This window comes from Pseudomonas sp. SCB32 (genome assembly GCF_009189165.1).
GTDB lineage: Bacteria > Pseudomonadota > Gammaproteobacteria > Pseudomonadales > Pseudomonadaceae > Pseudomonas.
In genome coordinates this window covers 5,467,983-5,482,205 of sequence record NZ_CP045118.1, presented here as the reverse complement: position 1 = coordinate 5,482,205, position 14,223 = coordinate 5,467,983, and the positions used below count along the sequence as shown (strand labels likewise).

At 66.0% G+C, this 14,223-nt stretch carries 12 protein-coding genes; 1 reads left to right on the top strand and 11 read right to left on the bottom strand.

Annotated elements, in window-relative coordinates:
* Window positions 1-52 precede the first annotated feature (52 nt).
* The gene (locus GA645_RS25130) at window positions 53-319 is read left to right on the top strand and encodes a DksA/TraR family C4-type zinc finger protein (protein WP_152226504.1); all 267 of its coding nucleotides are present in this window, start codon (window positions 53-55) and stop codon (window positions 317-319) included.
* Between the two features lie 56 nt (window positions 320-375).
* Here the strand turns inward: GA645_RS25130 and GA645_RS25125 are convergent, their stop codons facing one another.
* The 11 genes from GA645_RS25125 to accC form a co-directional block, all read right to left on the bottom strand.
* On the bottom strand, window positions 376-882 hold the full coding sequence (locus GA645_RS25125; protein WP_152226502.1) for a GNAT family N-acetyltransferase: 507 nt from the start codon (window positions 880-882) through the stop codon (window positions 376-378).
* A gap of 187 nt (window positions 883-1,069) precedes the next feature.
* The gene (locus tag GA645_RS25120) at window positions 1,070-1,522 is read right to left on the bottom strand and encodes a GNAT family N-acetyltransferase (RefSeq protein WP_152226500.1); all 453 of its coding nucleotides are present in this window, start codon (window positions 1,520-1,522) and stop codon (window positions 1,070-1,072) included.
* Window positions 1,523-1,612: 90 nt separating this feature from the next.
* Window positions 1,613-2,206 carry a MarC family protein gene (locus GA645_RS25115; RefSeq protein WP_152226498.1) on the bottom strand — a complete coding sequence of 198 codons (594 nt, stop codon included), beginning with the start codon at window positions 2,204-2,206 and terminating at the stop codon, window positions 1,613-1,615.
* A gap of 208 nt (window positions 2,207-2,414) precedes the next feature.
* Complete coding sequence (locus GA645_RS25110; protein WP_152226496.1) at window positions 2,415-5,222, bottom strand: hybrid sensor histidine kinase/response regulator; 2,808 nt, start codon at window positions 5,220-5,222, stop codon at window positions 2,415-2,417.
* A 125-nt stretch (window positions 5,223-5,347) separates the two neighbouring features.
* Window positions 5,348-6,637, bottom strand: a complete 1,290-nt coding sequence (gene purD, locus GA645_RS25105; RefSeq protein WP_152226494.1) for a phosphoribosylamine--glycine ligase — start codon at window positions 6,635-6,637, stop codon at window positions 5,348-5,350.
* Window positions 6,638-6,887: 250 nt separating this feature from the next.
* Window positions 6,888-8,489 (bottom strand): bifunctional phosphoribosylaminoimidazolecarboxamide formyltransferase/IMP cyclohydrolase, encoded by a 1,602-nt coding sequence (gene purH / locus GA645_RS25100; RefSeq protein WP_152226492.1) that lies wholly within the window; start codon window positions 8,487-8,489, stop codon window positions 6,888-6,890.
* 88 nt (window positions 8,490-8,577) lie between these two features.
* Window positions 8,578-8,898 carry a DNA-binding transcriptional regulator Fis gene (gene fis / locus GA645_RS25095; RefSeq protein ID WP_026078947.1) on the bottom strand — a complete coding sequence of 107 codons (321 nt, stop codon included), beginning with the start codon at window positions 8,896-8,898 and terminating at the stop codon, window positions 8,578-8,580.
* Window positions 8,895-9,902: a tRNA dihydrouridine synthase DusB gene (dusB, locus tag GA645_RS25090; RefSeq protein WP_152226490.1), complete on the bottom strand. Its 1,008-nt coding sequence runs from the start codon at window positions 9,900-9,902 to the stop codon at window positions 8,895-8,897. The genes fis and dusB overlap by 4 nt, the downstream gene beginning before the upstream one ends.
* Before the next feature lie 221 nt (window positions 9,903-10,123).
* Entirely contained in the window at window positions 10,124-11,755 is a 1,632-nt protein-coding gene (locus GA645_RS25085) for a DUF3426 domain-containing protein (protein ID WP_152226488.1), read from the bottom strand.
* A gap of 59 nt (window positions 11,756-11,814) precedes the next feature.
* Window positions 11,815-12,693: a 50S ribosomal protein L11 methyltransferase gene (gene prmA, locus GA645_RS25080; RefSeq protein WP_152226486.1), complete on the bottom strand. Its 879-nt coding sequence runs from the start codon at window positions 12,691-12,693 to the stop codon at window positions 11,815-11,817.
* 171 nt (window positions 12,694-12,864) lie between these two features.
* Window positions 12,865-14,214: an acetyl-CoA carboxylase biotin carboxylase subunit gene (gene accC, locus GA645_RS25075; RefSeq protein ID WP_152226484.1), complete on the bottom strand. Its 1,350-nt coding sequence runs from the start codon at window positions 14,212-14,214 to the stop codon at window positions 12,865-12,867.
* Between the last annotated feature and the right edge of the window lie 9 nt (window positions 14,215-14,223).

Below are 14,223 nucleotides of genomic sequence, written 5' to 3'. Positions count from 1 at the left end.
TGGTCGTGGCCGGCATATCTAGCGGTATGACGCATGACCAACGGAGGTCGCCATGGCCAGCGGCTGGGCAAACGACGGAGCGGTTCAGGAACAGATCGACAGCACCATCGAGGACGCTATCGCACGGGCGCGCAGCCAGATGCCCAAGGGCGAGAGCCTGACCCATTGCGAGGAGTGCGACGCGCCGATCCCCGAGGCGCGGCGCAAGGCGATCCCCGGCGTGCACCTGTGCGTGAACTGCCAGACTGAGCACGACAAGGAACAGGCAGCCTTCACCGGCTATAACCGGCGGGGCAGCAAGGACAGCCAGTTGCGTTGATCGGGGCGCTCAAGTCTCGCCAATCACCTCAGCGGCCACCGCTCTGCACACCGGAGTCATGGTGCGCTACGTGCGTCGAGGACCAGCTGCATGAACGTCAGGTCCAGCCAGCGCCCGAACTTCTGGCCCACCTGCGGCATCTGCCCGGTGGTGATGAAGCCGACGCGCTCGTGCAGTCGGATCGACGCCGCGTTACCACTCTCGATTGCCGCCACCATCACGTGCAGCCCCTGGGCGCGGGCGCGCTCTACCAATGCCTGCATCAGCACCAGGCCAAGGCCCTTGCCGCGCTGGTCGGCACGCACGTAGACCGAATGCTCCACCGTTTCGCGAAAACCATCGAAGGCGCGCCACGGACCGTAGCTGGCGTAGCCGACCACCTCGCCGCCGTCCTCGGCCACTAGCACCGGAAAGCCTTGCTGGCTGCGCAGTTCAAGCCAGGCTCGGCGGTTTTCCAGGTCGATGGCGATCTCGTTCCAGATGGCGGTGGTGTTGAGCACGGCGTCGTTGTAGATGTCGCGCAGGCTGCCGAGGTCGGCTTGGCTGGCGTCGCGAATGAGCATGGGGTGGGTCCTTCGGATGGATACGGTGTGCGGGTGCCGGCTGTCACAGGATAGCTGCACACAATGGAGCAATAGCCGTGCCGGCTGCGTCAGGAGAGTGCGTGCTGGCTGTCGGGGAGGCTTAGCGAAGCGCGACGCGCACTGTCGGGGAGCGTTGTCGATGGGACTGCACCCGTCTGGTGCGCCGTCAGCCCAGTTCCTTGCGCATGTACACCCGGTGGAAACCGTTCTCCAGGCGCCGCGCGTACTCGCGGTAGCCGTTCTTCGCGTAGAGCTCGATGTTCTCCAGCATCCGCTCGTTGGTGTAGAGGTACAGCGAGCGATAGCCGAGCTGGGCGGCGTCTTCCTCGGCGCGGAGCATCAGGAAGCGGCCGACGCCTTTGCCTGCGCATTCGGGGAGTACGGCGATATTGTCGAGGAGAAAGCCGTCGTCGGTTTCGCGCGTCACCAGCAGTCCGACGGGATTGCCGTTCAGCTCGGCGATCAGCACCCGGTCCTCGGCGATGACCTGATGGTAATCGTCCAGCATCGGCCCCGGCTTGCGGCCTATCAGCGGAATCCACTGGGCATACGCAGCGGCTACGCAGACGGCGGCGAAACCGGCATCGTCGGCGAGGGCAGGGCGCAGGGTGATGGACATGACGGACTCCAGGGGGCGAACGAGTCCGGCAGCTTGCCACCCCCGGCTTGCAGCCACCAGTGACAGGTCGTCTCGCCCGCCCCGGGGCGGTCACTGTGGAACGAAGTAGCCGCGCACGCCGGTCATGATGATCTGCGCCGCCAGGGCGCAGACGAACAGGCCCATCAGCCGGCTGACGATCTGCAGGCCCTGCTCGCCGAGGAGCTTCTCGATCTTGTCGGACAGGTAGAGCGTGATGCCCAGGGTCAGGCAGGCGAGGCCGATCGCCGCGATGGCCAGCAGTTTGGTTTCCCATTCCTGGTTCACGCCCATCACCAGCAGTGCACCAATGGTGCCGGGGCCGACGGTGATCGGGATGGTCAGCGGCACGATGGTGACGTCCTGCTGGACGTTGTCGCTCTGTACCGCCGAGCGCCCCTGGGCCATGCCCAGCGCGGAGATGAACAGCACTGAGCCCGCGCCAATGCGGAAGGCATCGGCGGTGATGCCGAACAGGGTGAAGATGTAGCGCCCGAACAGGTACAGCAGCACGCTGGCGATCACCGCCGCCAGGGCCACGCGCCAGGCCATCTGCTTGCGGTCGCGCGGACCGAAGCCACGGCTCAGGCTGATGAAACAGGACAGCACGAAGAAGGGGCTGTAGAGCACCAGCATCTTCAGGTACACGCTGAACAGCACATGCATGGGGGCAACTCGTCCGGGTTGAGAGGTCTCACGCGCCAGGGCGTGGCTGGGCACAGCATAGCGGGTGGGGCGGTGCGGGAGGAATGCCCTGGAGCGTAGGATCGGACTCTGTCCGCGATTGATCAAGCATCGTGCCGGTCGCGATCGCGGACGGAGTCCGCTCCTACGAAAAGCTGGCGTCAGTGTATAGGGCGTATAACGCTCCGCGTCAGGACGGCAGCGCGTCGCTCTGCTGGCGCAGGCGGCGGTCGCGCTCGCCCACCCAGTAGGCCACCAGCTCGCGCAGCTGCGACAGCTCAACCGGCTTGGCCATGTGGCCATCCATGCCGACCAGGCGGGCGCGTTCCTTGTGCTCGCTGAGGATGTGCGCGGTGAGCGCCACCACCGGGGTATGCGCGCGCTGCTCGTTGGCTTCCCAGGCACGCAGGCGCTCAGTGGCGGAGAAGCCGTCGAGCACTGGCATTTCGCAGTCCATCAGCACCAGGTCGTACTGCGTGGCCTTCATCGCGGCCAGGGCTTCCTCGCCATTGCTGGCGGTGTCCGGCTGCAGGTTGAGCTTGCTCAGCATGCCGCGGATGACCTTGGTGGAGATGCTGTTGTCCTCGGCCACCAGGATGCGGAAATCGCTCGGCGGCGCGGCAGGCGCCGGCTCGGCGGTGGGCTGCAGGTAGTTGCTCACGCCGCTGGGGCCCCGCCGCGCCAATTCCTCGGCGAGGGTCGCCTTGAGGGTGTAGCCCGCCACCGGCTTGGCGAGGATGCGCTTGATCCCGGCATTGCGGGCGATGATCTTGCTCGGCGCATTGCTGATGCCGGTAAGCATGATCAGCAGGATGTCGTGGTTGAGGTTGGGGTCTTCCTGGATCTTGGTCGCCAGCTGCATGCCGGTCATGCCGGGCATGTCCTGGTCCAGCAGGACCACGTCGAAGTACTCGCGAAGGTGTGCCTTGGTGCGCAGCTGGGCCAGTGCCTCCTTGCCGGAGGAAACGGCGCTGACGCTCATGCCCCAGGCGCTGCACTGCTGCACCACCACCTTGCGGCAGGTCTGGTTGTCGTCCACCACCAGCAGGCGCGCACCCTGCAGCGGGCTGTCGAGGTCGGCGTTGGGCTGCTGCAGCTGCTGTGGGTCCAGCGGCAGGCTCAGCCAGAGCAGGTTGCCGGCGCCTTCGGCGCTGCTGCCGCTTTCCATGCCGCTCTCGATTCCGAAGTCGCCGGACATCAGGCGGATCAGCTGGCGCGCGATGATCAGTCCGAGGCGGCTGCTCAGGCGGGTGGCGGAGAGGAAGTCGCGGCTGTGCAGTTCGGCGGTGAGCAGGGCCTGGCGATCCTCGCTCTCCAGCGGGCGACCGCTGTCCTGCACGGCGATGCGCAGGCGCGGGCAATCCGGTGGACCGTCGAGCGCCACCACCAGCAGGATTTCACCTTCGTCGGTCTGCTTGAAGGCGTTGTCCAGCAGGCTCAGCACGGCCTGGCGCAGGCGCGTCGGGTCGCCGCTGACGATGCGCGGGACCTTCGGCTGGGTGAAGCTGATCAGCTCCACCCGCTGCTGTTCGGCCTTGGCGCGGAAGATCGCCAGGCAGTCCTCGATCAGCGCGCCGAGGTCGAACTGCACTTCGTCCAGCTCGATCTGCCCGGACTCCAGCTTGGAGATGTCGAGGATCTCGTTGATCAGCGCCAGCAGCTCGTTGCCGGCGCTGTGGATGGTCTGCACGTAGTCGCGCTGCTTGGCCGACAGCGGCGTGCCGAGCAGCAGCTCGGTCATGCCCAGCACGCCATTCATGGGGGTGCGGATCTCGTGGCTGATCTTGGCCAGGAAGTCGCCCTTGGCCTTGAGCTCGGCGACGTTGGCGGCGCGCTGGCGGCTCGCCGCGAACTGCTCGTTCTGCAGTTTGCGCTGGCGCTCGGCGAGGGCGAGGCTGAGCAGGAAACCGACCAGCGCACTGAGTCCGAGCAGGCCGCTGCCCAGCCATTCGGCGCGGGTCGGCAGATAGCCCAGCAGCGAGGGCAGACTGAGGCACCAGATCAGGACGAAGAGGCCCATGCCCACGGCGAACAGGCGTGCCGGTTGGTAGGAGTGGGTCCAGTAGTAGAGCGCCACCGAAAGCATGCCCAGGGTGACCAGGGTGATCAGGCCGTAGACCAGGTCACTGAGGGGGATCGCGAGCAGCAGGTGGAGCGCGGCTCCCAGCACCAGCAGGCCGGTGGTACCGCCCAGCAGCAGGCGCTTGAGCGGCAGGCGTGGGGTGAGATCGCGGAAGAAGCTGGCGGTGTAGCCCAGCGCGCAGAACAGCGTCAGTACCAGGCTGAACTGGGCAGTCATTGGCTGCCAGGACTGGTGAATGCCGTACCAGGGGCTCAGCAGGCCGAACAGCGTCAGGCAGGCCAGCAGCAGGCTCGCGTGTACGCCGGCGAGCCACAGACCGCTGGCGACGCGGGTGTAGGCGAAGCGCACGAGGTTGTAGGCCAGCAGCATGGCAAGGCAGCCGATGAGAATGCCGAAATGCAGCGGGCGCTGTTCGTTGCTCGGCCGGTTGGCGTCTTCGATGCTGATGTTGGGCCGCAGCGGCTGGCTGGAGGCCAGGCGCAGATAAAGGTCGAGGGGCTCGGCGGCGTTGCGCAGCGGCAGGACGATATCGCTGCTCAGCAGCGGGCGCTGCAATGGCGACAGGTTGCCGGCGCTCTTCTGCTCCAGCACTTGCTGGCCGTGGACAATGAAGAGTTCGAAGTTGTCCAGGCTGGGAGCGAAGAGGCGTAGCTGCTGGGGTGTTTCGCTGACTGGCAGGTGGTAGTGCAGCCAGATGGCGCCGGGGCCTGCGGGGGCGTGCAGATCGTTGATGGCGAACGGGCTGAAGAGGGTGCTGTAGCGCGGGGAGAGGATGTCCTGCAACTGCAGGCGGGCGTCGCTGTCATGGAGCTGTGACCAGCCGGGGTCCTGGCTTGCCGCAATGGCTGGAACACAGACCAGAGCGGCCAGCAGCAAGCTGACGAGGAGTCCTGTGGCAGTCCAGAGCCGGCGCACGGCGAAGTCCCTTCGGTAGTGAGTGGCCCGATTATAGCCAAGTGCGCAAAAGGCCGTAATCCACACGGGCACGCGGGGATTTGAGGCCGGAGGCGCCGCAATCGAACGCCTCCGGCAGAGGTGCATCAGCCCTCGCCGCGCTCGCGAGCGATGGCGCGGTAGCCGATGTCCTTGCGGTAGAAGCAGCCGTTCCAGCGGATCTTTTCCGCCAGGCGGTAGGCCTGCTCCTGGGCCGAGGAGACGGTCGGGCCGATGGCGGTGGCGCACAGCACGCGGCCGCCAGCGGTGACGATCTGGCCGTCCTTGAGCGCGGTGCCAGCGTGGAAGACCTTGCCGTCGAGCTTGGCCGCGTCGTCCAGGCCTTCGATGACGTCACCCTTGGCGTAGTCGCCCGGGTAGCCGCCGGCGGCCAGTACGACACCGACGGTGGGGCGCGGGTCCCAGGTGGCTTCGACCTTGTCCAGTGCCTTGGCCAGGGCGGCCTCGACCAGCAGCACCAGGGAGCTTTCCAGGCGCACCATGATCGGTTGGGTTTCCGGGTCGCCGAAGCGGCAGTTGAACTCGATGACCTTGGGCTTGCCGCTCTTGTCGATCATCAGGCCGGCGTAGAGGAAGCCGGTGTAGACGTTGCCTTCCTCGGCCATGCCGCGCACGGTCGGGTAGATCACTTCGTCCATCACGCGCTGGTGCACGTCCGGGGTAACCACGGGGGCCGGGGAGTAGGCGCCCATGCCGCCGGTGTTCGGGCCGGTATCGGCATCGCCGACGCGCTTGTGGTCCTGGCTGGTGGCCATGGGCAGCACATTCTGGCCGTCGACCATGACGATGAAGCTGGCTTCCTCGCCGTCGAGGAACTCCTCGATCACCACGCGGGAACCGGCGTCACCGAAGGCGTTGCCGGCGAGCATGTCGCGTACGGCTTCCTCGGCTTCGGCCAGGGTCATGGCGACGATCACGCCCTTGCCCGCGGCCAGGCCGTCGGCCTTGATCACGATGGGCGCGCCTTTCTCTTTCAGATAGGCCAGGGCCGGCTCGACTTCGGTGAAGTTCTGGTAGTCGGCGGTGGGGATCTTGTGGCGCGCAAGGAAGTCCTTGGTGAAGGCCTTGGAGCCTTCCAGCTGCGCGGCGCCGGCGGTGGGGCCGAAGATGTCCAGGCCGCGGGAGCGGAACAGGTCGACCACGCCTTTGACCAGCGGCGCCTCGGGGCCGACGATGGTCAGCTGCACGTTCTTCGCGGCGAAATCGGCCAGCTCTTCCAGGGCCAGCACGTCGATGGCGACGTTCTCGCACTTGGCTTCGGTGGCGGTGCCGGCGTTGCCCGGCGCGACGAAGACCTTCTGTACGCGCGAATCCTGCGCGACCTTCCAGGCCAGCGCGTGCTCGCGACCGCCGCTGCCGATGATGAGTACGTTCATTGGAGTTCTCCTGAACAGTTCCGGCTCTGCCGGATTGTTGGGTATCGCTTCGCTCGCGGAGCGCCGCCCGACCCAACCTACGAATTCTTTATGACCAGTCCTCTCTCAATGGACCGATCTCAAGGGGCGCAATCGGGCTCGTAGATGCAAGGCGCCCGGCCCTTCATCCAGCGGAGTTGCCTTCTGGCAATGAGCATGGGGGAAGGGCCGGGCAACGCCGCAGATGCGAGTCCGAGTGCGTCCTTACCGCTTAATGGCGGAAGTGGCGCATGCCGGTGAAGACCATTGCGATGCCGGCTTCGTCGGCGGCGGCGATCACTTCGTTATCGCGCATCGAACCACCCGGCTGGATCACCGCGGTGATGCCGGCCTTGGCGGCGTTGTCGATACCATCGCGGAACGGGAAGAAGGCGTCGGAAGCCATGACCGCGCCTTTCACTTCCAGACCAGCGTGCTCGGCCTTGATGGCGGCGATGCGGGCGGAGTTCACGCGGCTCATCTGGCCGGCGCCGACACCGACGGTCTGGCGGTTCTTGGCGTAGACGATGGCGTTGGACTTGACGAACTTGGCGACTTTCCAGGCGAAGATCAGGTCGTGGATTTCCTGCTCGCTCGGGGCGCGTTGGGTGACGATCTTCAGGTCATCGGCGGTGATCATGCCGATGTCGCGGCTCTGTACCAGCAGGCCGCCGTTGACGCGCTTGAAGTCCCAACCGGCAGGACGCTCGGCCGGCCACTCGCCGCATTCCAGCAGGCGTACGTTGGCCTTGGCAGCAACCACGGCACGGGCGGCCTCGGAGACTTTCGGGGCGATGATCACTTCGACGAACTGGCGCTCGACGATGGCCTGGGCGGTTTCGCCGTCCAGCTCGCGGTTGAAGGCGATGATGCCGCCGAAGGCCGACTCGGTGTCGGTGGCGTAGGCCAGGTCATAGGCCTTGCGGATGCCGCCTTCGTTTTCCGGAACCACGGCCACGCCGCACGGGTTGGCGTGCTTGACGATGACGCAGGCCGGCTTGACGAAGCTCTTCACGCACTCCAGCGCGGCGTCGGTGTCGGCCACGTTGTTGAACGACAGTTCCTTGCCCTGCAGCTGGATGGCGGTGGAGACGCTGGCTTCGCCGCCCTCGACGTAGAACGCTGCACTCTGGTGCGGGTTCTCGCCGTAGCGCATGTCCTGGGCCTTGATGAACTGGCTGTTGAAGGTGCGCGGGAACTGCAGGCGGTTCTCGGTGGACAGCGTCTCGGCGTCCTGGTCGATGGTGCCCAGGTAGTTGGCGATCATGCCGTCGTAGGCGGAGGTGTGCTCGAACGCCTTGAGGGCCAGGTTGAAGCGCTGGGCGTAAGTCAGGCCGCCGTCTTTGAGGGCCGCGATGACGCCTTCGTAGTCGGTGGAGTTGACCACGATGGCGACGTCCTTGTGGTTCTTCGCGGCGCTGCGGACCATGGTCGGGCCGCCGATGTCGATGTTCTCGATGGCGTCCGGCAGGGTGCAGCCGGGCTTGGCCACGGTGGCGGCGAAGGGGTACAGGTTGACTGCGACCAGGTCGATCGGCTTGATGCCGTGCTCTTCCATCACCGCGCCGTCGATGTCGCGACGGCCGAGGATGCCGCCGTGCACTTTCGGGTGCAGGGTCTTCACGCGGCCGTCCATCATTTCCGGGAAACCGGTGTAATCGGCCACTTCCACGGCGGCGATGCCGTTGTCCTTGAGCAGCTTGTAGGTGCCGCCGGTGGAGAGGATCTCCACGCCAAGGGCAACCAGCTCACGGGCGAAATCGACGACGCCGGTCTTGTCGGAAACGCTGATCAGCGCGCGGCGGATGGGCAGGCGGGTGGTTTGGTCGGTCATAACGGTTTCCACAAAGGCTACGGGCTTTTCGCGTGTCAGGCGCTGGGTCGGGGACCGGTCGGTCGCGACCCTGCGCCTGCCACCCTGGTCAGAGAAGGTCGTACTGCTTGAGTTTCTTGCGCAGGGTCCCGCGGTTCAGGCCCAGCAGTTCGGAAGCTTTGGTCTGGTTACCCTTCACGTAGTTCATGACGGTTTCCAGCAGCGGCGCTTCGACTTCGCAAAGCACCATGTTGTACACGTCCGTGACCGGCTGCCCTTCGAGATGGGCGAAATAGTTATGCAGTGCCTTTTCCACGCTGTCGCGGAGGGTCTGACCCTCCTGCGTCGGAGTGGTCAGGTGCTGTTTAAGGTTCGCGTTGTCGCTCACGGGTGTCATTCCACTCACTAATGTCTCGGTCATCGTTGTCATGCGGCCACCCCTTCTCCGTTATTGTGGCGCTCGGCGAAGAACTGCCTGACGCTGGCGCTTTGTGCATCCGTGTCCTGCAAACGATTGAACTGGGTGCGGAACTCCGCCGCGCCCGGAAGGGTGGCGAGGTACCAGCCCACGTGCTTGCGGGCAATGCGCACACCCATGTCTTCCCCATAAAACGCATGCAATGCAGCGAGGTGTTCGAGCAGGATGCTCTCCACTTCGTGCAGGCTTGGCGCCGGCAATGTCTCGCCGGTGCTCAGGTAATGATCGATCTCGCGGAAGATCCAGGGCCTGCCCTGGGCGGCGCGTCCGATCAGCAGGGCGTCCACCCCGGTCAGCTCGAACACCTGCCGTGCCTTCTGCGGCGAATCGATATCACCGTTGGCGAAGACTGGAATGGAAACCGCCTGCTTGATCGCTGCGATGGTTTCGTACTCCGCTTCGCCGGTGTAGAGGTCGGCGCGGGTCCTGCCGTGCACCGCCAGCGCCTGGATGCCCGACTGCTCGGCGATCCGCGCCACCGTCACACCGTTCTTGTTCGACCGGTCCCAACCGGTGCGAATCTTCAGGGTGACGGGAACCTCTACCGCCGCGACCACCGCTTCGAGGATGTCGGCCACCAGCCGTTCATCCTTCATCAGCGCGGAACCCGCGGCCTTGTTGCAAACCTTCTTTGCCGGACAGCCCATGTTGATGTCGATGATCTGGGCACCGAGCTCCACGTTGCAGCGTGCGGCTTCCGCGAGCATCTGCGGGTCGCCGCCGGCGATCTGCACCGAACGCGGTTGATCCTCGTGGTCGTGCTGCAGGCGCAGGCGCGACTTGCGGCTGTTCCACAGGCGAACGTCACTGGTGACCATCTCCGAGACCACCATGCCGGCGCCGAGTCGGCGGCACAGCTGGCGGAACGGACGATCGGTAACGCCGGCCATCGGGGCCAGGATCAGTCTGTTGGGCAGTGTGTAGGAGCCGATGCGTACCACCGACCTGGGTTCCATGGTTAATGGGGCGGGAACACCGAGGCGCCGCGCGCTGTATGACTCGCGAGTGCTTTCGGGGCCTGCCACCGGTGCTAGCAAAAAAGGGAGGGCATGATACCCGCTCTCGGTGACCGGATAAAGGCGAATTTGGATAAATTCTGAACAGTCCGGGGCTTATCACCCAGGGTAGGAAGACGAGCGGAACTGGCGCCGGGCGGCCTTCTGGGCTACCCGCCGGATTACTCCGGCGAGTGGAAACTCAGACTGTAGTTCACGGCCTTCGGACCTGGGTCGAGGATGTCCAGGGAGATGTGGATCGGCGTCTGCGGCGGCATTTCGCTCTGCCCGGCCAGCTCGCCGGAAAGGTATTCGCTGGGCTTGAAGCGGCGGCTGGCGATCAGTTGGCCGTTCAGGTCGGCGAAGCGCATTTCCAGCAGCGGGAAGGGCTGCGAGAAGTTCGCGCGGTTATAGATGATCGCATCGACCACCAGGGCGCCGCTGAAGTCCGGATGGCTGCGCACCACTAGGTTGCTGCTGCGGATCTGTTCCACGTCGACCTTGGAGGGCAGGGTGCAGCCCAGTTCCGGGCAGGCTTGGGCGAACCAGGGGCGGTACTGGTCCTGGCGGGCCAGTTCCTCGAAGTGGTAGGCGATGTACTGTCCGGCCAGGCCGATCAGGGCGAGCAGTACCAGCAGCAGCCAGAACAGGCGGCGGCCCAAGCGGCGCTTGGGCTTCTGCCAGTCCAGTTGCAACGGTTCGTCGCTCAGGTCGTGCAGGCCGTCGCTGTGTAGCGCGGGTTCGGCGCGGTGCTCGTCGGCGCGCGGAGAGGCGGCTTCGTCGTCCAGGTCTTCCTCGTCCGCATCGGGCTCGTCGTCATCGCGGCGGGCGCTGAAGGTCGGCAGCTCCTCCTCATCGTCCACGGCGCTGAGCGGCGAAGAGTCGATGCGGGGTTCTTCGTCCAGTTCTTCTTCTTCGGGTTCTTCCTCGGGCTCCTTGTCGGCCACGAGGCGAGCGCTGGGCGCGGGTTCTTCCGGTTCGTCGGCGGGCAGTTGGCCGAGGCTGGGCTCCTGGCGGCCGGCACGCTGGCCGTTGGGCTGTTCGGCCTGCAGCAGGGCTTCGGCCCAGCGCTCGTCGTGCGGGTCGCGGGCGTCTTCCTGCTTGATCTGCAGCGCCTCGCTGGGGCGGGGCGCGCGATCGATGCTGAGGAATTCCTGGGACAGCTCGAATTCATCCAGCTTGGCCAGTTCTTCATCGAGGTTGAGGCTGTCCAGATCCAGGTCGTCGTGGATCCACAGCGTCTCGTCCTTCTTCACCGGGGCGGACTCGACCTTGGGCGGTTCGCTGGCGATCGCTTGCGGTGCCGGCGTTGCCGCTGCCGGGGTGATCGGGGCGGCTACTGCGATTGGCGCGGGCGCCGGCTCGGGGCGGAATTCCGGCTGGGGAGCCGGTTTGGCTTCCACCCTGGGTTCAGGCGCGGCGGGTTTTTCCGCGACATCGCTGGAGTGCCGTGCGGCATGAGGTGCCAGGGGCCAGCCAAGGGTCGCGGTGCCGGGGGCGGGCGACGGTTTCGGCTGTTCCACGGCGATGGCGGCCGCAATGGCGATCGAGGCAGGGGCGGGGGGCGCCGGCTCTGCCACCGGCATCGGCGCCGGCATGGGTTCCGCGACGGCCTTCGGCAGGTTGGCGGGCGGCGGGACTACGGTCGTCAGGGTCGGTGCCGCCGTCTGCTCGTCCAGCATGTTCTGCGGCGCGTTGAATACCTTCAGGCAGGTTCCGCAGCGCACAGCACCGCTGGCCGCGCCCAGTTGCGCCGCGTTGACGCGGAAACGGGTCTGGCAATGGGGGCACTGTGTGATGAAGCTGTCGCTCATGCGGCGGTCCGGCTGAAAAACAAACGGTTAGTCTAACCCAAGCCCCTTGCGGCGGGCAGTCAGCGGCGGCGGCCCGTGATGCGGATCCAGCCTTCCTGCTCGGCGGTCGGGTCGAGGTCGAAGGCGCCGGCGTAGGCTGCACGCACTTCCTCGGCCTGCTCGGCGAGGATGCCTGAGAGGGCCAGGCGGCCACCGGGCTTGACCAATCCGGTGAGCTGTTCTGCTAATGAGACCAGCGGGCCGGCCAGAATGTTCGCCACCAGAACGTCCGCTGGCTCCTTTGGCAGATCAGCGGGCAGGTAGACCGGGAATCTGGCCGGGTCGATGCCGTTGCGCGAGGCGTTGTCGCGCGAGGCTTCCAGCGCCTGCGGGTCGATGTCGGTTCCGGCGGCGCGCTCGGCGCCCAGCAGCAGCGCGGCGATGGCGAGGATGCCCGAGCCGCAGCCGAAGTCCAGCACGTACTGGCCGGCCAGCTCCTGGCCATCCAGCCATTGCAGGCACAGCGAGGTGGTCGGGTGGGTGCCGGTGCCGAAGGCCAGGCCCGGATCGAGCAGCAGGTTCACCGCGTCCGGCTCTGGTGCGTCGTGCCAGCTGGGGACGATCCACAGGCGGCGGCCGAAGCGCATCGGCTTGAAGTTGTCCATCCAGCTGCGCTCCCAGTCCTGGTCCTCGATGCGCTCGATCTGGTGTTCCGGCAGCTCGCCGCCGGTCAGCAGGGACAGGTGGGCGACCAGCGCGGTCTCGTCGGTGTCGGCCTCGAACAGTGCGAGCAGGTGGGTGTGGCTCCACAGCGGGGTGGTGCCCAGGTCAGGCTCGAAGATCGGCTGGTCTTCGGCGTCCATGAAGGTTACCGAGACGGCGCCAACTTCCAGCAGCGCATCTTCGTAGGTTTCCGCCTGTTCCGGGGTAATGGCGAGTCGGACTTGAAGCCAGGGCATGGGGCGGTACCTCGATGGTGCTGGAAAGACAGCGGGCCGCCTGGGCGGCCCGCAGATAAAGGCGGCAAGCTTACTGTACGGCACCTTGCCGTGCCAGCGCGCAGGGGCCGCAAAGCACAAGGGCCGCCCGGAGGCAGCCCTTGTGGTGGAGCAAGGCGGAGCGGGACAGGCTTAGTGCTTGTCCATGCCCAGCTTCTTCTCCAGGTAGTGGATGTTCACGCCACCCTTGCAGAACTCTTTGTCGCGGACCAGATCCTTGTGCAGCTCGGTATTGGTCTTGATGCCATCGACGATCAGCTCGTCCAGCGCATTACGCATGCGCGCCATGGCTTCATCGCGGTCCTTGCCGTAGGCGATGATCTTGCCCACCAGCGAGTCGTAGTTCGGCGGTACTGCGTAGCCGCTGTACAGGTGCGAATCCACGCGCACGCCGTTGCCGCCGGGTGCGTGGAAGTGCTTCACCTTGCCGGGGCTCGGCATGAAGGTCTTCGGGTCTTCGGCGTTGATCCGGCATTCCAGCGCATGGCCACGGATGACCACGTCTTCCTGGCGGATCGACAGCTTGTTGCCCGAGGCGATGCTGAGCATCTCCTTGACGATGTCGATACCGGTGACCATCTCCGACACCGGATGCTCCACCTGAACGCGGGTGTTCATCTCGATGAAGTAGAAGCGGCCGTTCTCGTAGAGGAACTCGAAGGTGCCGGCGCCACGGTAGCCGATTTCCACGCAGGCCTGGACGCAGCGGGCCAGCACTTCGGCGCGGGCCTTCTCGTCGATGCCCGGGGCTGGGGCTTCTTCCAGCACCTTCTGGTGGCGGCGCTGCAGGGAGCAGTCGCGGTCGCCCAGGTGGATGGCGTTGCCCTGGCCGTCGGAGAGAACCTGGACTTCCACGTGACGCGGGTTGGTCAGGAACTTCTCCAGGTAGACCATCGAGTTGCCGAAGGCTGCGCCCGCTTCGGTGCGGGTCAGCTTGGCGGACTTGATCAGGTCTTCCTCTTTGTGCACGACGCGCATGCCGCGACCACCACCGCCACCGGCGGCCTTGATGATCACCGGGTAGCCAACCTCGCGGGCGATCGCCAGCGCGGTCTCTTCGTCTTCCGGCAGCGGGCCGTCGGAGCCCGGTACGGTCGGAACGCCGGCTCTCTTCATGGCGTCCTTGGCGGACACCTTGTCACCCATCAGGCGGATGACGTCGGCGCTCGGGCCGATGAAGGTGAAGCCCGAGCGCTCGACCTGCTCGGCGAAGTCGGCGTTCTCGGCCAGGAAGCCGTAGCCGGGGTGGATACCCACGGCGCCGGTGACCTCGGCCGCGGCGATGATCGCCGGGATGTGCAGGTAGGACTGCGCGGCCGGGGCCGGACCGATGCAGACCGCTTCGTCGGCCAGCGACAGGTGCATCAGCTCGCGGTCGGCGGTCGAGTGCACGGCCACCGTCTTGATGCCCAGCTCCTTGCACGCGCGCAGGATGCGCAGCGCAATTTCGCCGCGGTTGGCGATCAGTACTTTTTCCAACATCGCAGGCTC